Origin of the sequence: Saliniramus fredricksonii, from assembly GCF_900094735.1 — a bacterium.
Lineage (GTDB): Bacteria > Pseudomonadota > Alphaproteobacteria > Rhizobiales > Beijerinckiaceae > Saliniramus > Saliniramus fredricksonii.
The window spans coordinates 84,626-111,387 of sequence record NZ_FMBM01000003.1 but is presented as its reverse complement, the minus strand read 5'-3'; the positions used below and the strand labels follow the sequence as shown (position 1 = coordinate 111,387).

23 protein-coding genes and 1 riboswitch are annotated in these 26,762 nt (G+C 65.4%); of the genes, 10 read left to right on the top strand and 13 right to left on the bottom strand.

Annotated features, from left to right (window positions below):
* Positions 1–5: 5 nt before the first annotated feature.
* A complete protein-coding gene (locus GA0071312_RS17830; RefSeq protein ID WP_074446387.1) occupies positions 6–1,349 on the bottom strand; it encodes an aminotransferase-like domain-containing protein in 1,344 nt (447 codons plus the stop codon).
* 51 nt (positions 1,350–1,400) lie between these two features.
* Here GA0071312_RS17830 and GA0071312_RS19810 point away from each other — a divergent pair, with 51 nt between their 5' ends.
* Positions 1,401–1,628, top strand: coding sequence for a hypothetical protein (locus tag GA0071312_RS19810; protein ID WP_131817864.1), 228 nt, complete (start codon positions 1,401–1,403; stop codon positions 1,626–1,628).
* A 78-nt stretch (positions 1,629–1,706) separates the two neighbouring features.
* Positions 1,707–2,321: a LysE family translocator gene (locus tag GA0071312_RS17825; RefSeq protein ID WP_074446386.1), complete on the top strand. Its 615-nt coding sequence runs from the start codon at positions 1,707–1,709 to the stop codon at positions 2,319–2,321.
* An 18-nt stretch (positions 2,322–2,339) separates the two neighbouring features.
* On the opposite strand, the gene GA0071312_RS17820 is transcribed toward GA0071312_RS17825, so the two are convergent.
* On the bottom strand, positions 2,340–3,470 hold the full coding sequence (locus GA0071312_RS17820; RefSeq protein ID WP_074446385.1) for an iron-containing alcohol dehydrogenase: 1,131 nt from the start codon (positions 3,468–3,470) through the stop codon (positions 2,340–2,342).
* A gap of 262 nt (positions 3,471–3,732) precedes the next feature.
* Between GA0071312_RS17820 and GA0071312_RS17815 the strand changes: the two genes are divergently transcribed.
* The 3 genes from GA0071312_RS17815 (at position 3,733) to gabD (ending at position 7,091) form a co-directional block, all read left to right on the top strand.
* Positions 3,733–5,112 carry a GntP family permease gene (locus GA0071312_RS17815; RefSeq protein ID WP_074446384.1) on the top strand — a complete coding sequence of 460 codons (1,380 nt, stop codon included), beginning with the start codon at positions 3,733–3,735 and terminating at the stop codon, positions 5,110–5,112.
* Between the two features lie 147 nt (positions 5,113–5,259).
* Positions 5,260–5,460 (top strand): CsbD family protein, encoded by a 201-nt coding sequence (locus GA0071312_RS17810; RefSeq protein WP_074446383.1) that lies wholly within the window; start codon positions 5,260–5,262, stop codon positions 5,458–5,460.
* A 140-nt stretch (positions 5,461–5,600) separates the two neighbouring features.
* Positions 5,601–7,091, top strand: a complete 1,491-nt coding sequence (gene gabD / locus GA0071312_RS17805; RefSeq protein ID WP_074446382.1) for an NADP-dependent succinate-semialdehyde dehydrogenase — start codon at positions 5,601–5,603, stop codon at positions 7,089–7,091.
* 82 nt (positions 7,092–7,173) lie between these two features.
* Here gabD and GA0071312_RS17800 read toward each other — a convergent pair whose 3' ends face one another.
* The 3 genes from GA0071312_RS17800 to GA0071312_RS17790 form a co-directional block, all read right to left on the bottom strand.
* Positions 7,174–8,490: a pilus assembly protein TadG-related protein gene (locus tag GA0071312_RS17800; protein WP_074446381.1), complete on the bottom strand. Its 1,317-nt coding sequence runs from the start codon at positions 8,488–8,490 to the stop codon at positions 7,174–7,176.
* 125 nt (positions 8,491–8,615) lie between these two features.
* Positions 8,616–8,978 carry a PilZ domain-containing protein gene (locus GA0071312_RS17795; RefSeq protein ID WP_074446380.1) on the bottom strand — a complete coding sequence of 121 codons (363 nt, stop codon included), beginning with the start codon at positions 8,976–8,978 and terminating at the stop codon, positions 8,616–8,618.
* A 20-nt stretch (positions 8,979–8,998) separates the two neighbouring features.
* Positions 8,999–9,448, bottom strand: coding sequence for a response regulator (locus tag GA0071312_RS17790; RefSeq protein ID WP_074446379.1), 450 nt, complete (start codon positions 9,446–9,448; stop codon positions 8,999–9,001).
* 294 nt (positions 9,449–9,742) lie between these two features.
* Between GA0071312_RS17790 and GA0071312_RS17785 the strand changes: the two genes are divergently transcribed.
* Entirely contained in the window at positions 9,743–12,100 is a 2,358-nt protein-coding gene (locus tag GA0071312_RS17785) for an ATP-binding protein (RefSeq protein WP_074446378.1), read from the top strand.
* Here GA0071312_RS17785 and GA0071312_RS17780 read toward each other — a convergent pair.
* A complete protein-coding gene (locus GA0071312_RS17780) occupies positions 12,088–12,888 on the bottom strand; it encodes an EAL domain-containing protein (protein ID WP_074446377.1) in 801 nt (266 codons plus the stop codon). The two genes, GA0071312_RS17785 and GA0071312_RS17780, sit on opposite strands and share 13 nt — an antisense overlap.
* A 511-nt stretch (positions 12,889–13,399) precedes the next feature.
* Positions 13,400–13,501: riboswitch (TPP riboswitch) on the top strand.
* 227 nt (positions 13,502–13,728) lie between these two features.
* On the opposite strand from GA0071312_RS17780, the gene GA0071312_RS17775 reads away from it, so the two are divergent.
* The 4 genes from GA0071312_RS17775 (at position 13,729) to GA0071312_RS17760 (ending at position 17,093) form a co-directional block, all read left to right on the top strand.
* Positions 13,729–14,697, top strand: coding sequence for an ABC transporter substrate-binding protein (locus tag GA0071312_RS17775; protein ID WP_420819978.1), 969 nt, complete (start codon positions 13,729–13,731; stop codon positions 14,695–14,697).
* 2 nt (positions 14,698–14,699) lie between these two features.
* Positions 14,700–15,497 (top strand): ABC transporter ATP-binding protein, encoded by a 798-nt coding sequence (locus GA0071312_RS17770; RefSeq protein WP_083204728.1) that lies wholly within the window; start codon positions 14,700–14,702, stop codon positions 15,495–15,497.
* Positions 15,497–16,270 carry an ABC transporter permease gene (locus GA0071312_RS17765; protein ID WP_108721935.1) on the top strand — a complete coding sequence of 258 codons (774 nt, stop codon included), beginning with the start codon at positions 15,497–15,499 and terminating at the stop codon, positions 16,268–16,270. The genes GA0071312_RS17770 and GA0071312_RS17765 overlap by 1 nt, the downstream gene beginning before the upstream one ends.
* A 283-nt stretch (positions 16,271–16,553) precedes the next feature.
* A complete protein-coding gene (locus GA0071312_RS17760) occupies positions 16,554–17,093 on the top strand; it encodes a hypothetical protein (protein ID WP_131817863.1) in 540 nt (179 codons plus the stop codon).
* Between the two features lie 24 nt (positions 17,094–17,117).
* Here the strand turns inward: GA0071312_RS17760 and truB are convergent, their stop codons facing one another.
* From truB to GA0071312_RS17725, 7 genes are all read right to left on the bottom strand, one after another.
* Complete coding sequence (gene truB / locus GA0071312_RS17755; protein ID WP_074446375.1) at positions 17,118–18,188, bottom strand: tRNA pseudouridine(55) synthase TruB; 1,071 nt, start codon at positions 18,186–18,188, stop codon at positions 17,118–17,120.
* Positions 18,189–18,256: 68 nt separating this feature from the next.
* Positions 18,257–18,709 (bottom strand): 30S ribosome-binding factor RbfA, encoded by a 453-nt coding sequence (gene rbfA / locus GA0071312_RS17750; RefSeq protein WP_074446374.1) that lies wholly within the window; start codon positions 18,707–18,709, stop codon positions 18,257–18,259.
* Between the two features lie 172 nt (positions 18,710–18,881).
* Positions 18,882–21,683 carry a translation initiation factor IF-2 gene (infB, locus tag GA0071312_RS17745; RefSeq protein ID WP_074446373.1) on the bottom strand — a complete coding sequence of 934 codons (2,802 nt, stop codon included), beginning with the start codon at positions 21,681–21,683 and terminating at the stop codon, positions 18,882–18,884.
* Positions 21,684–21,688: 5 nt separating this feature from the next.
* Positions 21,689–22,351 (bottom strand): RNA-binding protein, encoded by a 663-nt coding sequence (locus tag GA0071312_RS17740; RefSeq protein WP_074446372.1) that lies wholly within the window; start codon positions 22,349–22,351, stop codon positions 21,689–21,691.
* A 70-nt stretch (positions 22,352–22,421) separates the two neighbouring features.
* Positions 22,422–24,092 carry a transcription termination factor NusA gene (nusA, locus tag GA0071312_RS17735; protein ID WP_074446582.1) on the bottom strand — a complete coding sequence of 557 codons (1,671 nt, stop codon included), beginning with the start codon at positions 24,090–24,092 and terminating at the stop codon, positions 22,422–22,424.
* A gap of 5 nt (positions 24,093–24,097) precedes the next feature.
* Positions 24,098–24,769 (bottom strand): ribosome maturation factor RimP, encoded by a 672-nt coding sequence (gene rimP, locus GA0071312_RS17730; protein WP_074446371.1) that lies wholly within the window; start codon positions 24,767–24,769, stop codon positions 24,098–24,100.
* 198 nt (positions 24,770–24,967) lie between these two features.
* Positions 24,968–26,674: a heparinase II/III family protein gene (locus GA0071312_RS17725; protein WP_074446370.1), complete on the bottom strand. Its 1,707-nt coding sequence runs from the start codon at positions 26,672–26,674 to the stop codon at positions 24,968–24,970.
* Positions 26,675–26,762: the final 88 nt, after the last annotated feature.

Genomic DNA, 26,762 nt, shown 5'->3' with positions numbered 1-26,762 from the left:
CGTTCTCAAGCGGCCATCGTCTTGCGCTGCGGCAGATGCGCCCCGAGATCGCGGATCTTGGCCAGTCCGAGGGCGAGTTCGGCATCGTCGCGCACCGAGGTCATCGAGCAGCGTATGAAATCCCCGCCCTGACGCGTCATGCTGAAGGCGCTCGCGGGAGCGATGTCGACACCCTGTTTCTCCGCGAGCCTGGCGAAATTGCTGCCCGGGGGCGTTGTCAGCCACAGATGCGTACGCGGTGTATCCGGGGCATCGGGAAAGATGCGTTTCACGACGGGCCAGCGTTCTTCGACGATGCGTTTCTGCTGCCCGGCATGGTTCATGGCAACGCCATTGGCGATCAGTTTCGTCGCCGTTTCGATCATGATCGGCGCAGCGAACCAGCTCGACATCGAGACTTCCCTCTCCAGGCGCGCCACGGCGGGATGGTCCCCCACCACGAAACCGAAGCGCAGCCCGGGCGCGAAGGCCTTTGACAGGCTCGAAACAAGGATGTGCGGGCCTGCGCATTCCGATACGAGAGGTGCAAGCCCGGTATAACTGCCATAGGCGTCGTCCTCGATCAGCAACAGCCCGAGGCGCGCAATGGTCGCGGCGATCGCCTTGCGCCGTGCCGGCCCCATGATCGCGCCGGTGGGATTTTGCAGGTTGGGCGTGGCGAAGAGAATCGTCGCGCCGGTGCGCTTGTGCGCCTGTTCGAGTTCCTCCGGGATCAATCCTTGCGCATCGCAGGCGATCCCGACGGGTTTGATGCCGATCAGATCGGCCGTGGTGCGCAGGCCGGGAAACGTATGTTCTTCGACGAGAATGGACTGGCCGGCGCGTAAAAGCATGGACAAGAGCGCCTGCAAACCCGCCTGTGCGCCCGCCGTGATCGCCACATGGGCGGGATCACGCGTCAACCCGCGCCAGCGAATCCAGTCGCGCACTGCGTCGCAACCGCGATGCAGTTGCAGCAGGGAAGGATAGGCGAAGGCCTCGTCTGCGCGCTCCGCGAGAATCGTGCGCAGGGTCTCGGTGATGATGGCATCATCGATTCGCGGTGGCGTGATGCGCGCCATGTCGATCCGCGCGGCCATGGCCATCGTCTCCGCGAACAGGCTCGCGGCACGGCTTTGCGGCATGACGAATGTGCCACGCCCGATCTCGCCGGAGATCAGCCCTTCCTGCGTCGCTTGTTCGAAGGCGCGCGTCACGGTGGAGAGATTGACCCCGAGCCTGTGGGCCAGCTCGCGCTGGGCCGGCAGGCGCGTATTGGCCGGCAACTCCCCCGTTTCGATCGCCATGCGCAGGGCGCGCACGATAGCCACGGTCCTGGCGATGCCTTCTTCCAGTCTGGGGACCCACATTGCTCTCACTCCAGCATTGTTTTGCATACATTATTTCCATTGACTCATACAATGCAACCCGAAAATGTCGAGAGGGGCGGGATATCGAAAATCTTTCATGGTGCGGCAATGAATCATCACGAATCGCCAAGGCGGCAACGCGAGTGGCTGTGCTTCCGCCATCTCGCGCTTGATCCGTTACGGGCGATCAACTTCGCCGATGGTCGGGAACTGCCTCATGAACAGGGCGCCGCATGCATCGACGCTGCCATGGATGGTATCGTCAGCCGTTGCAAATGACGTTGTGAACACGCGAAGTTTCTGAAACAGTCATGCGTCAGGTTGTGGCCCGAGGATCTGCTCACGAGAGATTACAGCATGATCGAAATCTGGGGATTTGCCCTGTTTGCTTATGTCGCCTCGGCGACGCCCGGCCCCAATAACGTGCTGCTCACCGCCGTCGGCGCATCCGTCGGGATCAGGCGGGGCTTGCCGGCGCTGGCGGGGATCGCCGGCGGTTTCGCCATGATGATCTTCGTGCTCGCCCTGAGCGTCGGGCAGACGGTGATGCTGACCGATTCGAACGTGCAGATCGGCATGCGCCTCGTAGGTTTCGCCGTGCTGCTCTGGCTGGCCTGGAAGATTGCGACGTCGCCGGTGACGCCTGAAGGTGCGCCAAAGGATACGGATGAGCCGCAGGAGCCCGGGCGGGTGGTCGGGTTTTTCGGCGCCGCCCTGTTTCAATGGGTCAATCCCAAGGCCTGGATCGTCTGCGCGGCGGCGATCGCGGCTTATCTCAATGTCGAGCAGGCCGTTTTGCCGCAGGCGGTCATGCTCGCGCTGACCTTCGTCGGCGCCGCCATCCTCGGCTGCCTGCCCTGGCTCGCCGTCGGAACGCTGGTCGGGCGCTATCTGAAAGGCAATCGGGCCCGCGCCTTCAACTACGCGATGGCGGGCTTGCTGGTCGTCTCGGTCGTGCCGATGCTGCTCTGATGCCGGCGATGCGCCGTCTCACCCGGTCAGCGCTTCCAGCATTGCCGCGTAATCGGCTGCCGTGACCGGGCGGGGATTGGTGGCGGTGGAATGGTCGCGCTCGGCCTTTTGCGCGATATCGGCGATGACCTGCTTGCCGACGCCCATTTCCGCGAGATCGGCGGGCATGCCGATGCGGGCGTTGAGCGCGGCGATCTCGCCGGCGACATCGGCATTCTCGGCGAGCCCCATGGCGCGGGCGAGGCGGGGATACTTGTCGTCGGCGTGCCCTTCGTTGAAGCGCAGGACCGGCGGCAGCACCACGGCGTTGAGGGTGCCGTGATGCAGCGAGGGCTCTTTCAGCGAGCCGAGCGCATGCGAAAGGCCATGCACGGCGCCGAGCCCTTTCTGGAAGCACATGCCACCCATCAGCGCGCCGATCATCAGCTCCTCGCGCGCCACCATGTCTGCGCCATCGGCGACGGCGCGTTCGAGATGGCGCATGATCCGCCCGGCGCCATCAAGCGCGATCGCATCCGCAGGCGGGTTGAATCGCGGCGAGAGAAAGGTCTCGATGCAATGCGAGAGCGCGTCCATCCCGGTCGCCGCCGTGAGGCGCGGTGGCATGCCGGCGGTGAGATCGGGATCGCAGATGGCGCGTTGCGGGATCATGTGCGGCGCGACGATGCCGACCTTGCGGCCATCGGCGAGGTTCATCAGAGCCGCGCGCCCGACTTCACTGCCCGTCCCCGCCGTGGTGGGGATGGCGATGATCGGGGCGATGGCGGCGGTGATCTTCGCAAGCCCCCCGTCGATCAGGGCGTATTGCGAAAGCGGCTCGGGATGGGTGGCAAGCAGGGCCACCGCCTTGGCCAGATCGATCGGTGAACCGCCGCCGAAACCGATCACCCCGTCGCAGCCCGCAGCCCGATAGACCGCGAGTGCTTCCAGTGTCGCCGCTTCGGTCGGATTGGTCTCGACCCCGTCGAAAATGGCGGGCGCGGCCCCGCCCATTGCCGCTTCGAGTTTCGCGAGCAGGCCGGCGGCGACGATGCCCTTGTCGGTGACCACGAGCGGCTTCGTCATGCCGCAGGCGGCGATGTCTTCGCGCAATTGCCCGATGACGCCGCGTCCGAAGCGGATCGTGGTGAGATAGGTGATCAGCGACATGGGTGGCCTCCGCGCGATGCTCATCTGCGGCCGTTGCCGCAATCCGATGCGCCGTGGTCAGACGGCGCGTTGCTTCCGGGCTCGACATTCTCCCGCAACAATGCTGCGCACAAGAACCATGCCTGCCCATACGGTGGGGGAAGGGATGCGCCACCAGCGTGAGGGGGCCTCTCTGTGCTTTCATGTTGCGATGCAGCAATGTGCGGGCTATCGATATTGCAGTGCGGGATCGCATTGGCTGTCGGGTGCGGAGAAAGAGCAAATGGCGGGCATACTGGTCATCATTGCGGCGCTCGCAGCGCTGATGTATCTCGCCTACCGGGGTTTCAGCCTGCTCCTGCTCACGCCCGCACTCGCGATCCTCGCGGTGCTCGTCGCCGAACGGGGCCCGCTTCTGGCGAGCTATACGCAGATATTCATGGAGGCCACCGGCGGCTTCATCATCCAGTATTTCCCGCTCTTCCTGCTCGGCGCGGTGTTCGGCAAGCTGATGGAGGCGTCCGGCTCCGCGCGCGTGCTCGCCGACGGGATTATCCGCAGGCTGGGGCCGCGCCGGGCCATTCTCGCGGTGATCCTCTCCTGCGCGGTGATGACCTATGGCGGCGTCTCGCTCTTCGTCGTCGCCTTCGCGGTCTGGCCGATCGCCTCGGCCCTGTTTCGCGAGGCGCAATTGCCGCGCGTGCTGATTCCGGCCACGATCGCGCTCGGCGCCTTCACCTTCACCATGACGGCCTTGCCCGGGACGCCGGCCATCCAGAATGCGATTCCGATGCCGTATTTCGGCACCACGCCCTTCGCCGCGCCTGGGCTCGGGATCATCACCGGGGCGCTGATGCTGGGGCTTGGCTGGGCCTGGCTGGAGCGGCGTGCGCGCAGCCTCGGCCCGGGCTACGGTGAAGGCGCGGATGAGGGTATGGGTGAAATCGTGCGCGCCATGCCCGGTCTGGCGATTGCCGCGACGCCGCTGATCATGGTGCTCTTGCTCAATCTGGCATTCACCTTCGTGATCGTCCCCCGGATGGATACCGCCTATCTGGCACAGCCCGAATTCGGCGCGACGGATGTCGGGGCCCTGCGCGGTGTCTGGTCGATCATCGCGGCGCTGACCTTTTCCTCGCTGCTCCTGATTGCGCTGAACTGGCGGCGTCTTGCCGACAGCCTCGGGGTGACGCTCGATGCGGGTGCGAGGGATTCCCTCAAGCCGATCTTCAACACGGCCTGCCTCGTCGGTTTCGGCGCCGTGATCGCCTCGCTCGGCGCTTTCGGGGTGATCCGCGACTGGGTGGTGACGGTGGGCGGCGACAATCCGCTGATCTCGCTCGCCATCGGCACCAGCCTGCTGGCGGGCATGACCGGCTCGGCATCGGGGGGCATGTCGATCGCGCTCTCGACTTTGGGCGAGACCTATCTCGCCATGGGCGAGGCGGCCGGCATATCGCCGGAACTGCTCCACCGGGTGACGGCGGTGGCGACGGGCGGGCTCGATGCGCTGCCGCATAACGGCGCGGTGATCACCCTGCTCACGATCTGCGGGCTCAGCCACAAACAGGCCTACAAGGATATTGCGGTGGTCGCCGTGGTGATCCCGCTGATCGCCCTCGTGGTGCTGGTCACGCTGGGCACGCTGTTTGGCAGCTTCTGACGCGCAGTCTCCGACGCATTATCGCGCGCCGCTGGAACCGTGACGCATGCGAGCCCGTTATCGATGCGACAGGCAGCGGATGGCGCTGCCCGTGCGAGCCATGAAAACCGGCTCCGGCACAAGACATCAGCATCGATGGAGAGAGACATGAACTGGGATCAGATCAAGGGCCAGTGGAAGCAATATACCGGCAAGGCGCGTGAAAAATGGGGTGAACTCACCGATGACGATCTTGAGCGCGCCGCAGGCAGTCGCGATCAACTTGTCGGCGTGGTTCAGGAGCGCTACGGCATTGCCCGCGAAGAGGCGGAAAAGCAGGTCGATTCCTGGAGCAGGGAACTGGGCTGATCCGGGCATTTGCGTCGCGCCGGCAGCCACTTTACGCTGGGCCAATCGGCGCAAGCCGAAGGCTGCCGAAAAGTAATTCATAGAAGATAGCTTGCGCAGCGCCGTTACGGGCGCTGCGCGACGTTAAAGGGGAGGGTATCATGGACGCCAAGACAGGTGTGAACAAGGACAATCCGCTCGCATTGAAGGATCCGAGCCTGTTGCGGCAGGCCAATTACATTGACGGCGCCTGGGTCGGAGCTGATGATTCCGCGACGCTGGATGTACGCAATCCCGCGACCGGTGCCGTCATCGGGACGGTGCCCAAGGGTGGCAAGGGCGAGACGCGGCGGGCGATCGAGGCGGCGGAACGCGCCCTCGTCGACTGGCGTGCGCGCACTGCCAAGGAGCGCCATGCCATCCTGATCCGCTGGTTCGACCTGATGATGGAGAATCAGGAGGATCTCGCCCGCATCATGACGGCGGAGGGCGGCAAGCCGCTGGCGGAAGCGCGCGGTGAAATTGCCTATGGCGCAAGCTTCATCCAGTGGTTCGCCGAGGAAGGCAAGCGCATCTATGGCGACACCATCCCCTCGCCCGTGGCCGGGCGCCGGATGATGGTCATCAAGCAGCCGGTCGGCGTATGCGGTGCGATCACACCGTGGAATTTCCCCAATGCGATGATCGGGCGCAAGGCCGGCCCGGCGCTCGCAGCCGGCTGCACCATGGTGCTCAAGCCCGCCTCCGCGACGCCCTATTCCGCGCTGGCCCTGGCGGAACTCGGCGAGCGCGCGGGTATCCCCAAGGGCGTGTTCAGCATCGTCACCGGTTCTGCCAGTGCAATCGGCGAAGAGCTCACGACGAATCCGATCGTGCGCAAGATCACCTTTACCGGCTCCACCGAAGTCGGCAAGCAGCTGATGGCGGCCTCCGCCGGCACGGTGAAGAAGGTCTCGATGGAGCTGGGCGGCAACGCGCCCTTTATCGTCTTCGACGATGCGGATGTCGATGCCGCCGTCGAGGGGGCGATCGCCTCGAAATTCCGCAATACCGGGCAGACCTGCGTCTGCGCCAACCGCATCCTCGTGCAGGACGGGATCTACGATGCCTTCGTGAAGAAGCTCGCCGCCGCGACCGAAAATCTGAAGGTGGCCGACGGTTTCGAGGACGGTTCGCAGATCGGGCCGCTGATCGACGATGCGGCGGTGGCCAAGGTCGAGGATCATATCAAGGACGCGACGGGCAAGGGCGCGAAGGTGCTCACCGGCGGGGAACGCCATCCGCTGGGTGGCAGCTTCTACAAGCCCACCGTGCTCGCGGATGTCACGCCGCAGATGAAGGTGGCCCGCGAGGAGACCTTCGGGCCGCTCGCCCCGGTCTTCCGCTTCAAGGACGAGGCGGAGGCGATCCGCATGGCCAACGACACCGAATTCGGCCTCGCCGCTTATTTCTATTCCCGAGACGTGGGCCGCGTCTGGCGTGTGGGGGAGGCGCTGGAATACGGCATCGTCTCGATCAATGTCGGCGTCTTCTCCAACGAAGTCGCACCCTTCGGCGGCGTCAAGGAGAGTGGCGTCGGGCGCGAAGGCTCGAAATACGGGATCGACGATTATCTCGAGATGAAGTTCCTCTGCCTCGGCGGCATCGATTGAGGCCGAGCAACGGCTGACTGCCTTCGCGCCCGGTCCATTCCGGTGGACCGGGCGCGTTCACGTCTGTTCGGAAGAATCCGCGTCAGCGGGTGAGCACGATCGATCCGCCATTGGGGCCAAGGCCCGGCGGGATCGGGACATCCGAGAGGTGGTAATCGGTATTGAGCACGATTCCGGTTTCGCCTTCGAAGCTCAGTTCCGGCCCCTGTTGCAGCGTAAAACGCTGCGCCACGATAATGGTGAAGGGGGAGCGATCAGCGATGGTGACGCCGGAACCCACGGAAAAATGCCCGTCGGGGAGATAGATCGTGCCCGTCAGAACCGATGCGTGTGCGCTGCCGAAATAGTAGCGCTGGTGACCACCACTTGGTTGCTGCCCGGTCAGTAGCAGCCCGGCCATGGAGCCGCTACGCGGTGCCGTGAGCGCGATGTGCGCCTCGCGACCGACAGTTAGAACGATGTTGTGATCCGGGCCGACGCCATGGAAATGCAGGTTGACCTCATCTCCCGCAAGCCGCGCACCGTCGAAGATCCGCAGCGCGCCGGCAAAAACGTAGTTCCCGGGGCGCAATTCGATATCCGCGCCTGGTCGCAACTCGATCACGCCGCAATAGGTTCCCGGATCGAGAATGCGGCGGTCACTGATACGGTTGCGCCCATCCATGATGCACGGCCCCGGCTCTGGGAGTGCACGGCTGCGCAGCGGATCAGCGACCGGCGGGCAATCCGTTTCGCGATGCGCGCTCGAGCTGAAGGCGCCGCTGGTCGCGATCCCGCCAGTTGCGCAGACGAGCGCGGCCTCGAGCGTTGAATTGCCCTGGATATGAACCGCGCGATGGTGCGTCGAATTGGCGTAGAAGGCGCAGCCGGGCGCGTCGACGCGGGTACGGGTGCTGAACTGCATGCTGTGGTTTGCGCTCTCATCCAGGGTCACGAGGCAGAGCGGGTACTCCCCGCCCACCGACATGGCGACCGCCTCGACGGAAACAACGGAGGTCTCGCCACGCAGAGCCTTGATGAAGAGTGTTTCGGGATAGCCTTCGAAAACGATGCGCACACTGTGTTCATGCTTGTCGATCAACGCGCTGATATCGGCGACGAGCCCTTCCTCCGCGACATGGCTGCGCCCGCGCGCTTCCAGATACGCCTCCAGCGCCGCGAGATCGCGTTGCCGCAGCTGCATTTCGCGTGCGCCGGAGAGAGCCAGATGATCGGCGATGTTCTGGAGACTGGCCCGGGTCATCGTCATGCGCGACAGATCGACCGCAAGGCCGGCCATTGCGGCAAGCAGAGGCAGGGAGAGCGCTGCGACAATGGCAACGCTGCCGCGTGTATCGGTGCGCAGCCTTCTGCGCCAGGACGCCCGGAAAAGCGAGGTGATCTTGCCGATTGCCGGCATGGCTGTCTCCTCGATGACAGCACGGTTGCGCTGTCGGTGGTCTCTCATATCGTTGCGGCAAGAATTGATTGATCGTTTTGCAAGCAATTCAGCGCAGATTACGAAACGTAAGATGCGCTGATTCATTAAAGATTGTTTGAAGCGAATTGTCGGGAATCCGAAGTATCCTGTTTTTTGCAAGCGAACTGGGCGTCGTTGAATCGGACGCCGACATTGCGGCCGTTGCGCCGCACGCAGATACAGGCGCGCTTCAATGCCTCGGCTCCCGCGATCAGAAGAACGAAGCGCTCCGGCAACGCGCTCTTGCGGTCGATCTGAAGGCCCGCCCCCGTTGCCGAGAGATTGACCAGTGTGCAGGGCAGGCGGATGTCCTGCGCCGGATCGAAGATCAGCGAGGGAATTCGCAGGTTTCGCCGTGTCGCGCCCCTGCGCTCCTGCCCGGGCGCGTGACCCGGCCATGGCGCGTCATCAGACCGGGTCTTGTCCATCGCATCCTCCAATACGGTATTCAGGCATGGGCGGTAGCGCCGCCAAGGGCGCGATGCGCGCGCAGCAGGAACTTGATCTGATGGCTGAGCAGCCGCCAGTTCATCGGCTTGACCGCGAATGATGTCGCGCCGGCATCGAAGGCAGCGTCAATCGAGGCCATGTCCTCGCGCCCGGTGATGACCATGATCGCCATATCGTCGAAACGGTGATCGGCGCGTAACTGCCGCACCAGCGAGATGCCGTCCATGCCATCGAGATCGACATCGACCAGCGCGATGTCGAAACATTGCGCCTCGAGAGCCGAAAGCGCTTCTTCAGCCGATTCGACCGTGTGGACCTCCGCCACGGGCGATGCCAGATAAACCTGCGAGAACTCCCGCTGGATCGGGTCGTCATCGATGACGAGCAGGCTCACGGCTTCGTCCAGGACGAAGCGGAAGCGCTGTTTCGTTTCATGCGGGTCACCCATTCCGGCATCTCCTGTCGCGTCACCAGTGGCCATGCATGTGCGGAGATAACGGAAAAGGCTGAACGAATTCTTTGGTGAATTGACCGGTTGCTCGAAGAAGCATCCGTTGCGTATCGCCAGGGCAGATATCCGGGCAATAGAGAATTGTTTTTTGAAGTTCATGAAGCTTATGAGGGCAATGGAATTATAATTTTAGTTGTATTATCATGTGATTAGTGCTTCAAGATTGGTTTTTGTTGTTGCGGGAAGCCATCTGCATAAGAAATCTTAGGGGTTGCGGGTCATCATCGGCGCATGACACGCCCATCCGGAACGACGATCCGTACCCGCCTGCTGCTGATGATCGCCATCGCGATCGCGGCTGCCCAGGCTGTGGCGCTTGTTTTCGCCGGCTGGAACGAGCTGGTTCGCTATGGCGAGGCCAAGCGCGATGTTCTCGTCGCTCAGGCCAATGTCCTCGCCGGGGCGGCTGCAGAGGGCATGCGGCGCGGGGATGATCGTGCCGTGCAATCGGCGCTCGCCTCGGTGGGACGCATCGACGGGCTCGTCCATGTCGCCATCCGTGATTCCGACGGCCGGATCATGGCGCGCAGCGGGCGCACGGAATTGCTGGCCGGGGGGGCCGTCCTGGAAGGGCCCGATGCGGCGCTCGCCCTGCGGGATCTGTTTTTCGCGCAGACCATCGCCATCGTCACGCCGGTGACACGCGGCGGCCGAGAGATCGGGGAATTGCGGCTGATCGCCGATACGCGGGATTTGCCGGCAAAGCTGCGCGATGCGGTGGGCGTCACCCTGATCGGCGCGCTGCTCGCGCTCGTGATCGCGCTGCTTATCGTCCTGCCCCTGCAGCGCGCCATCACCCGTCCGCTCGCGCTCCTGAGTGCCGCCATGAGCGGCCTGGGCCGGGGGCCGCGCGAACAGGTCGCGGCGCGACCGCTCGATGTCCCGGCGCGGGCGGGGCGGGAGATCGATCTGCTGATCGCCGGATTCAACCGGATGATCGCCGATATCGCCCAGCGCGATGCCGCACTCGCGCGCCATCGTGCGGATCTCGAGCAGGAGGTGCGTGAACGCACCGCCGATTACCAGCGCGCCGCTGCCGAAGCGGATGCGGCCAATGCGGCGAAATCCGCCTTCCTCGCCACCATGAGCCATGAAATCCGCACGCCGATGAACGGGGTGCTTGTCATGGCCGAACTCCTCGCCGAAGGGCGCCTTGCGGATGCGGAGCGGCACAAGGCTCAGATGATCGTGCGATCAGGGCGCAATCTGCTTGCCATCATCAACGACATTCTGGATTTCTCGAAGATCGAAGCCGGCAAGCTCGACATCGTACCCGAGCCGCATGATCCCGGCGAGACGATCGCGGCGGTGCATGCGCTCTATGGCGATGCGGCGCGCGAGAAGGGGCTGGCATTCACCTGCGAGAATGCGCTCGAACCGGGACGCGGTGTCATGGCGGATCCGGTGCGGCTGGGACAGGTGGTCTCCAACCTCGTCGCGAACGCTATCAAATTCACGGGCGAAGGCGCGGTCGGGATCAGCGTCGCGCCACTGCCGGAAGATGCACAAAGGGTCTGCTTCACGGTGCGCGACAGCGGGATCGGCATCCCGCCGGACAAGCAGGATGCGATCTTCGAAGCTTTCACCCAGGCCGACCAGACCACGCATCGCAGCTATGGCGGGACCGGGCTGGGCCTCTCCATCGCGCGGCACCTCGTCGAGGAGATGGGCGGCGTGATGGAACTGGAGAGCGTCGAGGGGGAGGGCACGTGTTTTCGGTTCACCCTGCCCGGCTGCGCGGTCTCGACATCCGGGCAGGAAACCGCGGCGGCGCAGATCGCGCAGCTGGATTTCTCGGCTGCCCGGGTGCTCGTGGCTGATGACAGCGAGACCAATCTGGCGGTGGCGCGCGCGGCACTCGGGCACTTCGGCATCACGCCCGATTGTGTGCAGGACGGGCATGAAGCCGTGGCGGCGCTGGAGGGGGGCGGTTACGATCTGGTGCTGATGGATGGCTGGATGCCCGGCCTCGACGGCTATGCGGCGACCCGCGAAATCCGCGTCCGGGAGGTTCGGCAGGGGCGCGCGCCGGTTTCGATCGTGGCGCTCACCGCGCATGTGGTCGGCGCGCAGGCACAGGCCTGGCGCGAGGCGGGCATGGATGCGGCTTTGTCGAAACCCTTCACGCTCGCGCAATTGCAGGAGACCCTGATGCACCATCTGCCGGCGGCGCGTCGGCAGGCGGGTCGCGCCGCGCCGGAAACCGGGGTTCTGCAGGCCGCAACGGAACCGGCGGACGGGCCGATCGATCCGGCGGTTCTGGAAGATCTGATCGATGCTGCCGGCGGGTCAAAGGTGATTGCCGAGCGGGTGGTGGGGCTGTTTGCCAGCGAATCGCAAAGGCGGCTGGCGGAGTTGCGCGAAGCGGTCGAAGCACGCAATGCCGAGCATCTTGCCGCAGCATCCCATGCGCTGCGCTCGATCAGTCTGAATGTGGGTGCGGTGGAGCTCGCGCACATGCTGTCAGACTACGAAAACGGCGCGAGGGAAGGCGGGGCGGTGATCACGGCGTGCGAGGCCGATGCGATCGCGGAGGAGATCGTGGATGTCAATGCCGCGCTCGGGGCATTCTTGCGTCAGGGCAGCTGATCGGCGGCGTTTGCACCGGCAGGCAGGATCGCCATGCCGCCGGAATCGGCGATCAGCGCGGTGATGTCATCGGCGCAGACCGGGTGCGAGAACAGAAATCCCTGAAGGAAGTGGCAGCCGGATCCGCGCAGGATCCTGTGTTGTTCCTGCGTCTCCACTCCCTCTGCCGTCACGCGCATTCCCAGCGATCGCGACAGCGCCACGATGGACTGGACGATCGCCGCTGAACGCATCAGATGAACGTCCTTGATGAAGGATTTGTCGATCTTCACCTTGTCGATCGCGAGGTTCATCAGATAGGTCAGGCTGGAATAGCCGGTGCCGAAATCGTCGAGCGCAATCCTGATGCCCGCTTTGCGCAAGATCGCGATATTCGCCGCAGCGCGGTCGAAATCGCGAATATAGGCGTTTTCGATCAGTTCCAGCTCCACGCGATCGCGGGCGAGTCCCGAGGCGTCGACCCGTGCGATCGCCTCTTCTGCGAAGCCGGCATGCGCGAAATGCGGGGCGCAGATGTTGACGCTGACGCTGAGGCCGGGCCAGGCCCTGGCGTCACGACAGGCGCGTTCCAGGACCCACCAGTCGAGTGCCCGCAATTCGTCTGGCTTGTGCAGCAGATCCAGCACTTCCCAAGGGCCGAGCCATCCTTCATGCGGATGCTTGCGGCGCAGCAGGGCTTCCACCGAAATCACCCGGTTGTCGAGACGCGCGACCTGCGGCTGGTAGAACAGTTCCAGCTCGGTCGTCGAGACCGGTCCAATGTACTTGCCCGGCGCTTTGTCGCCCATGGCAGTCCCTGTTCCCGTTGTATGGTGGGCAGGACGATCAGGCAGATCATGGTTCGTGATCCGTATTTGCTGATCCATCGGTTCTGCCTCGACCTGGTCCGTGTTCGGGTGATCCGTATGGCCCGTCTTGGACCCGTTGTGCGGCGGGGGGCGGATGATTGCCGGCTCCGCCCCCCCCGTTTGTCCGTGACAGGGCGGACGAACCATACGTGTTTCCGCAGGGGCCGTCATGCGACGACAGGGCCGCCCCGGAAACACCGGGAGAGTAGGCGAAGAAGTGTTTTCTGATTATTTATGCAAATTAATAGAACCGCTTGTTTCTCGGTGTAATTTCCGGAAGGTTGTCATTTATTGATTGTGCGGCGCGGGCGATCCGGGATGTGCCGGCCGTGCTGCGAAATCTCGCTGCGCACTCTTCATGCAAGCTCTTCATGCAAGCTCTTCATACGAGCTCTTCATACGAGCTCTTCATACGAGCTCTTGCGGTTCGCATTCGGTCCGGTTAACGTCGTGCCTGCCGTTGGGGTGCCCGTGAGGGCTGAGAGGCGCGATCCGCCAACCCATCGAACCTGATCCGGGCAATGCCGGCGTAGGGAACGGGCTCTTCGACGATCATTCGTCATCTGACCTGTCTCTTCGTGCGCATGGCCGGCGCGAGGAGTGCAGATGGTTTGTGCCAGATACAGATCGATCATCCTCACGGTGACGGGCGCAATGCCCGGGGCCGGCGCGTCGCCATCCGTGCATCACGGGGGGCGCTCACAGCGTCACCGCCGCTGCGGCGCGCATCCGGGTCAGCCCGCAGATTCCGGACAGATGGATGATACCCTTATGCATGCCTTGAAGAAGAAAACTCTCCCCGCTCTCGCCGGCGCGCTCGCCGCATCCCTGATGCTGTCGGTCGCCACGATCACGCCTGCCGCTGCGCAGGATCGGATCGAGGTGATCCTCGACTGGTTCGTCAATCCCGATCACGGCCCGATCATCCTTGCCGAGGAACTCGGCTATTTCGAGGAAGCCGGGCTGGAGGTCGATGTGGTGGCGCCGGCCGATCCGACCGATCCGCCGCGCATGGTGGCGGCGGGGCGCGCCGATATCGCGATATCGTATCAGCCGCAGCTGCATCTCAACCTGCATCAGGGCATGCCGCTGGTGCGGGTGGGCACCCTGGTCTCCACGCCCCTGACCTGTCTCGTCGTCCTTGCCGATGGCCCGATCCGGGAGATGACCGATCTCGCCGGCGGCAAGGTCGGCTTCGCCGTGGCCGGCATCCAGGAGGTGATGCTCGAAGCCATGCTCGCCCATCACGGCATGAGCGGTGAGGATGTCGAGCAGATCAATATCGGCTGGTCGATCTCGCCGGCGCTGATGAGCGGCCAGGTCGACGGGGTGATCGGGGCGTTTCGCAATTTCGAGCTCAACCAGCTTGAGATCGAAGGCACTTCCGGGCGTTGCTTCAACCCAGAGGAAGAAGGCATTCCTGCCTATGACGAGTTGATCTACGTGGCCAATCCGGAAACCATGGACAAGGACGTAATCGCCCGCTTCCTCACGGCGACGGAGCGTGCCACGCATTACATTCTCAACAATCCGGAAGATGCCTGGGAGATCTTCGCGGCGACGTCCGACGAACTGCGCACAGAGCTGAATATCCGTGCCTGGGGCGATACCTATCCGCGTTTCGCCAGCCGCCCCGCAGCCTTTGATTACGGGCGCTATGCCGATTTCGAGGCCTTCCTGCACGAAGCCGGAATGATCCCCGAAATCCATCCGGTCGAGCGCCTCGCCATCGATGTGACGCGCCCGTGACCATGTCTGGCGCATCCGTGCAGATGAAGACGGGGGCGGGCGCTGCGTCCGCTCCCGGCATCACGCTTGCGGGTGAAGGCTATTCCGGCGAGGCGCTGCTCTTCGCGCCGCTGACGCTGACCCTGCCTGCCGGGCGCTGGACGGGTCTGCTCGGGGCGTCCGGCGTGGGGAAATCGACGCTGCTGCGGGTGATTGCGGGGCTGGAGACGGGGGTGCGCTTCGTCGGAGAGGTGCGCGTGAGCGACGGGCTGCCGCTCTCAGGGCGGGTGGCGCTGATGGCGCAGAGCGATCTGCTGGTGCCGTGGCGCGACATTCTCGGCAATGTCACCATCGGTGCGACCCTGCGCGGTGCACGGGCCGATCGCGATCGCGCCATGGCGCTTCTGGAGCGCGTCGGCCTCGCCGATCACGCGCACAAGCGCCCGCATATGCTCTCGGGCGGTCAGCGCCAGCGCGCCGCTCTCGCGCGCACCCTGATGGAGGATCGCCCGGTCATCCTGCTCGACGAGCCGTTTTCCGCGCTGGATGCGCGCATGCGCGCGCAGATGCAGGAGCTCGCCGGCGCGTTGCTCACCGGGCGCACGGTGCTGCTCGTCACGCATGAGCCGGCGGAGGCTGCGCGGCTGTCGCATGCCGCCTGGCTGATGCATGCGCGCGGGCTCGAGGCGCTGGAATTGCCGCAGACGCCGCCGGTGCGCGATCTCGAGGATCCGGCCTTTCTGAGCGCACAGGCAGCTTTGTTCAGGCGTTTGCGGGCCCGCGATCCGGGTGTCCCGGAACGCGCCGGGGAGGGCGCGTGATGGGGCCCCTTACGTTGCGCCGCAGCGCTCCGTTCCTGCGCGGGCTCGCCGTCTTCGCCTTCGCCATCGCCCTGTGGCAGGGCATCGTCTGGGGCACGGGCGTGCCGCATTTCATCCTGCCGGGGCCGGAGCGGGTCTGGCGGGCACTGGTCAGTTCCCGCACGATCATTCTCGATAATGCCTGGATCACCTTCGCGCAGATCCTGACCGGGCTCGTTCTGGGCGCCACGCTCGGCGTCGTCACGGCGCTGCAACTTGCCATCTCGCCGCTGGCGCGGCTGGTGATGCGCCCGATCCTCGTCTTCGCGCAGGCGATCCCGATCTTCGCCCTGGCGCCGATCCTGACGCTCTGGCTCGGCTACGGCATGGGTTCGAAGATCGTGATGGTGATCCTGATCATCTATTTCCCCGTCGCCTCCTCCTTCTTCGACGGGCTGATGCGTACGCCGCGCGGATGGCTTGATCTGGCGCAGGTGATGGGCGCCTCGCCCAACCGCGCGATCTTCCTGCTGCGCGCGCCGCACGCGCTGCCGTCGCTTGCCTCGGGCCTGCGGCTGGCCGCGGTCTATGCGCCGTTCGGGGCGGTGATCGGGGAATGGGTGGGGGCGTCGAAGGGGCTCGGCTATCTGATGCTGCTCGCCAATGGCCGGGCGCAGACGGATCTGATGTTCGCCGCTCTGTTCGTCCTCGCGGCCTTCACCGTGCTGCTCTATCTCGCCATCGACCGCGCCGCCGCCGCGCTGACGGCCCGCTTCACCGAGCCGAGCGGGTAGGGGCGCCTGCAGGATGAAGGGGCGTTCCCCGCCTCATGGCAGGGAGGCAAGGCGCGTACTTCATCATGCGCACGCTTTATTCGGCTGCGCATTCAATCCTGTCAGCTTGGCAGGAAAGCCTGATGCGCCCGCGCGGTCAATGGCATGTGCGATGCGATGACACGTGCGATGCGATGACCCGGCATGTGCAATCAGCCGGCGCACAGCGTCTCGTCCAACGCGCCGTCAACGCTTTATCAGCCTTTATGGGCCAGCTTGTGGGTATCAGGCAGAAGAGGTTCGGATGTCGACAGCCGCACATATGACAGATGATCGCACGCGCCCGGATTCCGCGGCTGGCGGTCGTCGTGCGGCGGACGGCTTGTCGAACGATTACCTCAACCATTTCAACGAAGTGCTGATGCTGGTGGAGATCGCGGCCGATGCGCCCGAGATCGTTGCGGATCTGCAGGATTGGCGCCCCGTTTCCTACCCGGAGTATTTCGCGGCCTCCAATCTGCGCCATGCCCCTGAGGCGGGCGCCGCTTATGATCGCGTCGCGGTCGATCGCCGCGCGGCTTTCGAGGAACTCGTCCATGCCATGGACCGCCTCGCCATGACCGCGATCCGCGCGCTGCGCCCGCCCTGCGAGGCTGAAGATGCGGGTCTGGTTGCCGAAGTGACGGCGCCCGCCCTGCGCGCACTCATCGCCCAGGCCGGCGCCTTCCTCAATTCCGGCGGCCGGGACATTCCGGATTCGACCGAGATCGAGGAGGCGCAGCTCGTGATCGACAGGCTGCTTGCGCATGTGAACGCCGATGATGGCGTTCAGTTGATCACCTGACCGGCAAGCCGCGCGGTCGCGCCGTCAGAACGCGCCGAGGTGGAACACCCTGTGGGGGATGAATTCCCCATTCTCGACATCGCCGACCGCGACCAGTGTCCCCGCCAGCGAAACGAAGACCTGGCCCTCGATCGGCGCGTCGCGCCCGCGCAGGATCACGGACTGGCCGCGCATGATCCGTGTTGCGGCATCGCGTGAGACGGGGATCTCGTCGACCTCGTCCAGGGCGGACTGAACCGGCAGGATCAGATCACCGAAATCGATCGGCGCAGTTCCTGCTGCGGCGTCGGTCATGGCCTCGATCTCCGCCGGCGCGACGGCGTCCTCTTCGGTGAAGGGGCCGACGCGGGTGCGGCGCAGGGCGGTGATATGGCCGAGACACCCCAGCTCGCGGCCCATGTCGCGTGCGAGCGCGCGCACGTAAGTGCCCTTGCCGCATTCAGCCTCGAACACGCTCCTGCCCTCGGCATGATGCAGCAGCGTCAGGCGGTCGATCTCGACGGGGCGCGGCTGCAGCGCGACCTGCTCGCCGTCGCGGGCGAGGTCATAGGCGCGTTCCCCGGCGATCTTGATGGCGGAGAATTGCGGCGGCGTCTGCATGATCTGGCCGGTAAAGCGTGGCAGCAGCGCCTCGACATCGGCGCGCTCGGGCACCGCATCGGTGCGATCGACGACATTGCCCTCGGCATCATCCGTATCGGTCTCCACGCCCCAGGTCACGGTGAAGACATAGGCCTTGCGCCCGTCCATGACGAAGGGGACGGTCTTCGTTGCCTCGCCCAGAGCGATCGGCAGCAGCCCGGAAGCGAGCGGGTCGAGCGTGCCGGCATGGCCGGCCTTCTTCGCGTTGAGGCAGCGCTTGACCATGCCGACCGCCTGGGTCGAGGTCATGCCGACGCCCTTGTCAAGCACCACCCAGCCGTTCACGTCGCGCCGCTTGGGGCGATCACCCTGACGCTGGCCGCGCCCGCCGCGACGCGCGCCGGCTTGTTTGCCTCCCGGCTTGCCGTTACGCGGGCGCGCGACCGCTGCATCGTCGCGCGGCTGGTCGGGCGGAGCGGAAGGTGCGCCGGGCTGCGAAATCTCGTCGGACATACGGGGGGTTCCTGTGCAGGTTTCCTGATCGGAATTCTGGTGTCGTTTTGCAGGGCCGTCGAAGCGGCTCAGTCTCGCGGATCGCCCTCGCCCGGATGCCCTGCCGCGTCGGGACCGTAATCGCCGTCGGAGGGCACGTCGAGATCGCGGCGGACTTCATCGGTGCGCAGCAATGCCTCGATGCGGTCTGCCTCGTCGAAGGTTTCGTCGCGGCGAAAGCGCAATTCGGGCGCAAATTTCAGATTGACGCGCCGCGCCACCTCGGCCCGCAGCAGCTTGCGATGGCGCTCAAGTGCGGCGAGGACCGGTTTCTCGTCCTGCCCGCCCATTGGCATGACATAGGCAGTAGCGAGCTTGAGATCCGGCGACATGCGCACTTCCGGCACGGTGACAATATGGCTTGCAAGCACGTCATCGGCGATATCGCCGCGCTGAAGGACTTCCGCGATCGCATGGCGGACGAGTTCGGCCACCCGCTGTTGACGCTGGGATGGGCCCCGCGCTTCGAAACGCTTCGGCATGACCGCCTCCGCTCCTGATCCTGGTTATATCCGGGCCGGCCCGCGCGCCGCCTTCAAGCGGCCAGACGCGTTGTTCGCGACCGGTCATGATCCGGTGCTGCGGCGGTTCGGACGCCGCATCCGGAATAAAGATCAAGCCGGCGCGCATGGCGCGCCGGCCGAGATGCAACACTTACAGCGTGCGCTTCACCTCTTCGACGGTGTAGCACTCAATCACGTCGCCCTTGCGCATGTCCTGATAATTCTCGAAGGCCATGCCGCATTCCTGTCCGGCGACCACCTCGCGGGCATCGTCCTTGAAGCGCTTGAGCTGGCTGAGCTTGCCTTCGTGGATGACAACGTTGTCGCGGATCAGGCGGACATGGGCGCCGCGCTGGACGTTTCCATCGAGCACGCGACAACCGGCCACCTTGCCGACCTTGGAGACGTTGAACACTTCGAGGATCTCGGCTTCGCCCAGACGCGTCTCGCGCAGGGTCGGCGCCAGCATGCCCGACATCGCCGCTTTCACATCGTCCACAAGATCGTAGATGATGTTGTAATAGCGGATTTCGGTACCGTTGCGGGCGGCGAGTTCGCGCGCTTCCTTGAAGGCGCGAACGTTGAAGCCGATGACGATCGCATCCGAGGCTTCCGCGAGGGTCACGTCGGATTCGGTGATACCACCGACTCCGGCATGCACCAGACGGGCGCTGACTTCGTCGTTGCCGGCCTTCTCCAGTGCGCCCGCAATCGCCTCGACGGAGCCCTGCACGTCACCCTTGATGACAAGCGGGAATTCCTTGCGCTCGGCACCTTCCTTGAGGTCGCGCATCATGTCCGCGAGCGAGCGGCTGGTGCCGCCGGTCCGCGCGGCCATGAGATCACGCTTGCGGCGTGACCGGTACTCCGTGACTTCGCGGGCACGAGCCTCGTTCTCGACGACCGCAACGCGATCACCGGCTTCGGGGGTGCCGTTGAAGCCGAGGATTTCGGCCGGCATCGAGGGGCCGGCCTCGTCGATCTTGTCGCCGGTATCGCTGATCAGGGCACGCACGCGGCCCCATTCGGCGCCCGCCACGACGATGTCGCCGGTCTTCAATGTGCCGCGCTGGACGAGGACGGTGGCCACGGGGCCACGTCCGCGATCGAGCTTGGCCTCGATCACCGTACCCTCGGCGGGGCGATCCGGATTGGCCTTGAGATCGAGGATCTCGGCCTGCAGCTGCAAACCTTCGAGCAATTCGCCGAGCCCGTCGCGGGTCTTGGCGGAAACCTCGAATTCGAGCGTGTCGCCGCCCATGGATTCGACCTGGATGTCATGCTGCAGCAGTTCGGTGCGGACACGCTGGGGATCGGCCTCGGGCTTGTCGATCTTGTTGATCGCCACCACGAGCGGGACACCCGCCGCCTTGGCATGGCTGATCGCCTCGATGGTCTGGGGCATGACGCCGTCATCGGCGGCCACGACCAGAACCACGATATCGGTGACCTGGGCACCACGGGCACGCATCGCCGTGAAGGCGGCGTGGCCGGGCGTATCGACGAAGGCGACCTTGCCGCCGCTCGGGCTCGTCACCTGATAGGCGCCGATATGCTGGGTGATGCCGCCCGCCTCGCCCGAGACCACGTTGGTCTTGCGGATGGCGTCGAGCAGCGAAGTCTTGCCGTGGTCGACATGGCCCATGATGGTGACGACCGGTGGCCGCGTGCGCAGCACCTCCGGAGCATCGGCATCGTCGAACAGGCCTTCCTCCACGTCGCTTTCGGCCACGCGCTTGACGGTATGGCCCATCTCCTCGGCCACGAGCTGCGCAGTGTCGGCATCGATCACGTCGGTGATCTTGTGCATCGCACCCTGCTTCATCAGCAGGCGAATCACGTCGACGCCACGCTCGGCCATGCGGTTGGCGAGTTCCTGGATGGTGATCGTCTCGGGGACGATGACCTCGCGGGCAATCTTCTCCTTGGGCTCGGAGGAGCCCTTGCCCGTCAGGCGCTGCATGCGGCGACGGAAGGATGCGACCGAACGGGTGCGCTCGTCGTCACCCGAAAGCGCCTTGGTGACGGTCAGGCGGCCTTTGCGGCGATCGTCTGCGCCCTTGGGAGTCTTCGGTGCGGCCGGAACCTTCGCGGCGCCCTTGCGACCACCGCGCGGTGCATCATCCTCCTCGGTGGCACGGGCACGGGCCGGTGACGGCTTGGCAGCGGGTCGCGCCGTGTCCTTGGTCGCAGCCTTGCCGCTTTCCGCAGCCTTGGCTTCGGTCGGCTTCTCCGCCGGCTTTTCGGGCGCAGGCTCGGGCTTTGCCAGATCGTCGAGACTTGGCGGCTTGCGCATGTCACGCATGGGCCGCGCAGAAGCCTGAGCCGGCTCCGCGGCCTCAGGCGCGGCGGGCGCGGCCTTCTCGGCAACGGGTGCGGCCTGAGACGGATCGGCCTTGGGGGTTGCAGCCGATTGCGCGCTTTCCGCAGCCTCGGCCTCCTGACGCTGACGCGCCTCTTCCTCGGCCTTGCGGGCAGCTTCGGCCTCGGCCCTGGCGCGTGCCTCCGCCTCGATGCGGGCGCGCTCCTCGTCCGCGCGACGCTGGCGGTCCTCTTCCTCGCGGCGCTTGGCATCGGCGAGCGCTGCCGCACGGGCATCGATCTCGCTCTCGCTCAGCGTGCGCAACACGACACCGCCGCCGCGTCCGGGACGGGCCGGCTGGCGCGGCGGAGCGGATTCCCGCGACGAGACGGGCTTTGTCGCGGACGGACCCGGCGCAGCCGTGCGCGCCGCCTCTTTCGGGGCGTCCTTGCCGGCATCCCTGCCACCATCCTTGGCCGTCTCGCCGGGGCCGACGCTACGCCGTTTGACCTTCTCGACCACGACCTGCTTGGTGCGGCCATGGGAGAAGCTCTGGCGAACAGTTCCCTGCTCGCCACGGCGCTTGAGGGTCAGCGTCTTGGGGGACGAAACCTGAAGAGTCTTGTCGCCCGGGTTCTTCGTATCAGACATTCCGCTCACAATCCTGCGGGTTCGTTATCATCAAGGCTGCGCTCCTCCTCATGAGGGGCGTCAGACATGGCGATGGATCCGCGAAACACGCATAGCCGCCGCCAGCGCTCCAGGAAGCCTCGGCTCCCGGCGCCCGCGACGAGCGCTGCATGTATCACACGAGACCGGCCCAAAGCCAAATCCAAATCGTCACCGGAGAGAAAATCGATCACGGGGATCGTTTCCGCACCGTCACCGAGGCACCGTCGCAGCGCCTGTGCGAGTTTGCGACGCCCGTCCGCAGCAGCTTCCGCCGCATGGATGAGCACCACAACGTCACCGGATGCAATCGCGCCTTCCACCTTGTGGAAGCCCGTGACCACGCATCCGGCCTTGTTGGCCAGGGCAAGAGCCTGGCGAAGATCAATGGCGAGATCGGCCTCGATGCGGTCGGCCAGATCGGCCGGCGCATTCACCGAAGCCTTGAAGGCGCGGGCGAAGGCCTTGCGCCGCAAGGCCGCCTCGACCGCATCGCGCCTGGCACTGACCCAGGCGCCACGCCCGGGCAGACGCGCTTTCAGATCGGGAACAACGTCGCCCTGCGGGCTCACCGCGAAGCGGATGAGCTCGTCGGGTTCGCGCACCTCACGGGTGGCGATGCAGGTTCGACGTTGTTCACGACGCGGCACGCAGGCGCCTCCTTCACCGCCCTGGGGCGGTCATTGGTCATCATGACCGGACAGGCCCGGAAGGGCCCGTTCACCGGTCCGTTTCCACATTCTCACCGACGGGAAGGGCAGTATCCTCCGCAGCAGTCGCAGTTGCCTGCGTCACCTCTTCCGCCTCACCTTCATCACCTTCGAGCGTCTCGACCGCCTCGGTCGGCGCCTCGATCCAGCCGGCACGGATGCGGGCATCCATGATCATCGCTTCGGCATCAGCGCGCGACAGGTCGAACCCGTCGAGGAAGCCGGCATGGCGCACGGCCTCGGCACCGCGACCTTCCGTGTAGCCGACGAGATCATCGGTTGCACATCCGGCAAAGTCCTCGATGTTCTTCACGTCGTTCTCGCCCAGGGCAACCAGCATTGCCGTGGTGATGCCGTCGATATCGCGCAATTCATCGGCAACGCCGAGCTCGCGGCGCTTGGCGTCATTCTCTTCCTCGATCCGCTCGAGATATTCCCGTGCGCGGGTCTGGATTTCCTGCGCGGTCTCCTCGTCGAAGCCCTCGATATTGGCCACCTCGTCGACCTCGACATAGGCGATTTCCTCGATCGAGCGGAAGCCTTCCGAGGCGAGCAGCTGGCCGACCACCTCGTCGACGTCGAGCGCCTCCATGAACAATTCGGAGCGCTCGTTGAATTCCTTCTGGCGGCGCTCGGATTCCTCGGCTTCGGTCAGGATGTCGATATCCCAGCCGGTAAGCTGTGAGGCGAGGCGCACATTCTGACCGCGCCGACCGATGGCGAGGGAGAGCTGCTCATCGGGCACGACCACCTCGATGCGCTCGCTATCCTCGTCGAGCACGACCTTGACGACTTCCGCCGGCTGGAGCGCGTTGACGATGAAGGTCGCCTCGTCCTCGGACCAGGGGATGATATCGATCTTCTCGCCCTGCAATTCGCCGACCACGGCCTGCACGCGCGAGCCGCGCATGCCGACACAGGCGCCGACCGGGTCGATCGAGGAATCGCGCGAGATCACGGCGATCTTGGCGCGCGAGCCCGGATCGCGGGCCACGGCCTTGATGGTGACGACGTTGTCGTAGATCTCGGGCACTTCCTGACCGAAAAGCTTGGCCATGAATTGCGGATGCGTGCGCGACAGGAAGATCTGCGGTCCGCGCGTCTCGCGGCGCACGTCGTAGAGATAGGCGCGGATACGGTCGCCGGGGCGGAAGGTCTCGCGCGGGATCAGATCGTCGCGGCGCACGATCGCCTCGGCCCGGCCGAGATCGACGATGACGTTGCCGTATTCGACGCGCTTGACCTGGCCGTTGATGATCTCGCCGACGCGATCCTTGAATTCCTCGTATTGCCGGTCCCGCTCGGCATCACGCACCTTCTGCACGATGACCTGCTTGGCCGATTGCGCCGAGATGCGCCCGAAATCGAAGGGCGGCAGGGTCTCGGCGATGAAGTCTCCGACCAGCGCACCCGGGTTGCGATGGCGGGCATCCTCGAGCGAAATCTCGGTGGCCGGATTGTCGACCTCCTCGACCACCTGCAGGAGCCGCGACAGGGCGATCTCGCCGGTGCGCGGATTGATCTCGGCGCGGACCTCGGTCTCGCTGCCGTAGCGGGCGCGGGCGGCCTTCTGGATCGCATCCTCCATCGCGGCGAGCACGATCTGGCGGTCGATCACCTTTTCACGCGCGACCGCATCGGCGATCTGCAGAAGTTCAAGCCTGTTGGCGCTGATGGCCATCGAGGTCACTCCTTCGTGGACTTGCTGGCGTTGTCGTTGTCGGGATGATGCGGCATCTCGGTCGCATCATCCGTCTCGGAGCCGTCGTTGCCGGCGGCCTCGAATTCTTCGGTTTCCTCTGCGTCATCAGCGGTCGGGGCCGTGCCCCGGCGCAGCGATTCGCGAATCAGATCATCCGTCAGGACCAGCCGCGCCTCGCCGATATCGCCGATGGGCAGGCGTGCCAGCGGGTCCGTCCCCTCGGGCGCGTCGGGCAGGCGAATCAGTGCAATTGCCCCTTCTGCGCCCTCGATCATGCCGCGATAGCGCTTGCGGCCCTCGATCGGTACGGCCATCTCGATCTTCGCCTCGTATCCTGCCCAGCGGGTGAAGTCCTGCGGACGCACCAGCGGGCGATCGATACCCGGCGAGGAGATTTCGAGATGATACGCGCGATCGATCGGATCGTCCACATCGAGCGCCGGCGAAACCGCATGGCTGACGGTCTCGCAATCGGAGACGCTCATCGTGCCGTCCGGGCGCTCGGCCATGATCTGGACCGTGCAGCCATTCGTCCCGGTCACGCGCACACGCACGAGGCGATAGCCGAGATCGACGATTACGGGTTCGACGATCGCCGCAACCCTTGCGGCGACGCCTGATTCCTTCACAAGACGCTGTTCGTTCGCGCTCGACATCACTCAATCCGTTTCGTCCGGCGGGAGGTGCATCGCGTCGCTTTAAAGACCCGACGAAGTCGATGGTCCAAAAATTTAAGGAGCGGACCCGGCGGGGCCCACTCCCGACATACGATGCAGCGCATCGCAACCAGAGCTGACAAGACCGATATAGCCGCCCGCGCCGGGTTTTTCAAGCGCAATCGCGCGAAGGCGCCGTCACCGCGCCCCGGTGAGCCGCTCGAAGCGCCATTGCACCGGCGCTGCGCCGGCGAGATCGAAGCGCAGGACCAGTTGCTCGCTCTTGCGCGCGCCATCCGTCGCGGCGAGGAAGACGCTTTCCTCCAGCGCGAAGGTGAGGCCCGGCGCGCGGGCCTGCCAGGCTTCCCCGTCAGGCAGGACGAGCATGGCGATACGCCCGGCCTGGGCGAGGCTCGCGCGAATCGCGGGATGCAGGTGGAAGCGGATTTCGGCGCGGGTTGCGGGCGCGCCGGTAAAATCGCCCTCGATCCGGTCCTCGCCCTCGAGCATGTCGCCATCCGGCGCCAGCGTGATCCGGCGCTCGTGGGTGATGCCGAAAGCGGGCGCATAGCCGTCATGGCTCATGCGAAAGCGTAACGGGCTCGGGCGCTCGACCCTGACTGCGCGCGGCCCGCGCAGCATGACGGGGCCGAGTCGGCGGATCAGCCAGCGCGCCACGAGGCGGCGCCCGATCCAGCCGGTTTCCGTCAGGAATTGCGCACATGAGGTGTCGGCGATGCCAAGCGTGCTGTGCGCGGCGGTGCTGCGGGCGGGCAGCGCGATAGGATCGTCATGACCGCGCGGCGCGCCGCAATTCACGATCATGCGCTGGCCGCGCACGGAGAATTCGAACGCCCCCGGCCCCGCCCCCGCTTCCGCCGCATGGATGGCGGGCGGGCAGGCACCGGTATCGGCGATCAGCAGGGCATCGCGCGCCTCGATCCGCTCGAAACCGGAAACGAGGGCGCGTTGCAGGGGGCTGCCACGGGCCTCGTCATAGAAGAGCAGCGTGGTGAGATGATCCACCGGTGTCGAGCCCATGCCGTTGAACAGGGCGAGCGTGCCGTCACCATGGCGCATCAGACGCAGCAGCGGCGGGATCCGATCGAGCGCCTTGAGCAACTCCCCCGGCGGCTCGATACCCCGGGCGAGATAGACCTGCTTGAGCGGCAGCAGATCGAGCAGCAATTCCAGCACGGTCCTGGGATTGCGCCCGACATGGCCGCCATCGGGCAGGATCTGCGCCTCGAGCTCGCGCGCGAGAATGCGGGAAGCGCGCCGGGCGACGCCTTCGAAACCCTCCAGGCTGAGCCCGGCATAGGTGACCGCGACTGCCGCACGCAGCCGCGCGAGGGGGCGGGGATGGGAGAGCATGGCACGCTGCAGCCGGCGCAGATCCCGCCCCAGAGCGCGCATCAGCTTGTGATAGAAGGCGTGATCCGCCCCGTCCAGGATCAGGGGGGACTGGCTGAGAAAGGCGATGACCCGCCTTGCGCTGACATCCGTCTCGCGCGCCGCCGGATCGGGCGGACGCGACAGAAATTCCCCGACGAGCGCACGCGCATTGGCCCGCGCCAGCGCCGTGTCAGCCGCTCGCAAATGCCGCAGCCAGCCGAAACCGTAGAGCAGTTCCGCCCAGTGACGCGACGGCGGCGTCAGGCTGAAGGGCGAGCGCCCGCCCGTGGTGACGGCCCGCCCGCCGAAGACGAAGGAGCCGGCATAGATGTCATTGGCGATGGTGGCGTCCGAGGTGCGCAGATCCGGCGGAACGATCAGCAGCCGCTCGGGCACGCGCTTGCGCACCGAGCCGATGCCGAGCACGCGCCGCGCGCCATCACGCAAAGCGCGCCCGGCTTCACGCAGGGCCAACCCGTAGATGTGCCAGCGATCGGAGCGCGCGCTCAATCAACCCCCCACCCGCAATTGCCTGCCTGCGCTGCCGTTTCGCCGAAACGGACGAGCCCCGTTCGGCGAGGGAGACGGCGTGGATGCG

Coding starts and splice junctions, on each gene's coding strand:
- GA0071312_RS17760 (WP_131817863.1), top strand. CDS start 16,554: ATGTCGACAGCCGCACATATGACAGATGATCGCACGCGCCCGGATTCC.
- GA0071312_RS17780 (WP_074446377.1), bottom strand. CDS start 12,888: ATGGGCGACAAAGCGCCGGGCAAGTACATTGGACCGGTCTCGACGACC.
- infB (WP_074446373.1), bottom strand. CDS start 21,683: ATGTCTGATACGAAGAACCCGGGCGACAAGACTCTTCAGGTTTCGTCC.
- GA0071312_RS17810 (WP_074446383.1), top strand. CDS start 5,260: ATGAACTGGGATCAGATCAAGGGCCAGTGGAAGCAATATACCGGCAAG.
- GA0071312_RS17790 (WP_074446379.1), bottom strand. CDS start 9,448: ATGGGTGACCCGCATGAAACGAAACAGCGCTTCCGCTTCGTCCTGGAC.
- GA0071312_RS19810 (WP_131817864.1), top strand. CDS start 1,401: ATGCAACCCGAAAATGTCGAGAGGGGCGGGATATCGAAAATCTTTCAT.
- GA0071312_RS17800 (WP_074446381.1), bottom strand. CDS start 8,490: ATGCCGGCAATCGGCAAGATCACCTCGCTTTTCCGGGCGTCCTGGCGC.
- GA0071312_RS17820 (WP_074446385.1), bottom strand. CDS start 3,470: ATGTCGCTGATCACCTATCTCACCACGATCCGCTTCGGACGCGGCGTC.
- GA0071312_RS17825 (WP_074446386.1), top strand. CDS start 1,707: ATGATCGAAATCTGGGGATTTGCCCTGTTTGCTTATGTCGCCTCGGCG.
- rbfA (WP_074446374.1), bottom strand. CDS start 18,709: ATGCCGAAGCGTTTCGAAGCGCGGGGCCCATCCCAGCGTCAACAGCGG.
- gabD (WP_074446382.1), top strand. CDS start 5,601: ATGGACGCCAAGACAGGTGTGAACAAGGACAATCCGCTCGCATTGAAG.
- truB (WP_074446375.1), bottom strand. CDS start 18,188: ATGTCCGACGAGATTTCGCAGCCCGGCGCACCTTCCGCTCCGCCCGAC.
- rimP (WP_074446371.1), bottom strand. CDS start 24,769: ATGTCGAGCGCGAACGAACAGCGTCTTGTGAAGGAATCAGGCGTCGCC.
- GA0071312_RS17785 (WP_074446378.1), top strand. CDS start 9,743: ATGACACGCCCATCCGGAACGACGATCCGTACCCGCCTGCTGCTGATG.
- GA0071312_RS17795 (WP_074446380.1), bottom strand. CDS start 8,978: ATGGACAAGACCCGGTCTGATGACGCGCCATGGCCGGGTCACGCGCCC.
- nusA (WP_074446582.1), bottom strand. CDS start 24,092: ATGGCCATCAGCGCCAACAGGCTTGAACTTCTGCAGATCGCCGATGCG.
- GA0071312_RS17830 (WP_074446387.1), bottom strand. CDS start 1,349: ATGTGGGTCCCCAGACTGGAAGAAGGCATCGCCAGGACCGTGGCTATC.
- GA0071312_RS17770 (WP_083204728.1), top strand. CDS start 14,700: ATGTCTGGCGCATCCGTGCAGATGAAGACGGGGGCGGGCGCTGCGTCC.
- GA0071312_RS17765 (WP_108721935.1), top strand. CDS start 15,497: ATGGGGCCCCTTACGTTGCGCCGCAGCGCTCCGTTCCTGCGCGGGCTC.
- GA0071312_RS17815 (WP_074446384.1), top strand. CDS start 3,733: ATGGCGGGCATACTGGTCATCATTGCGGCGCTCGCAGCGCTGATGTAT.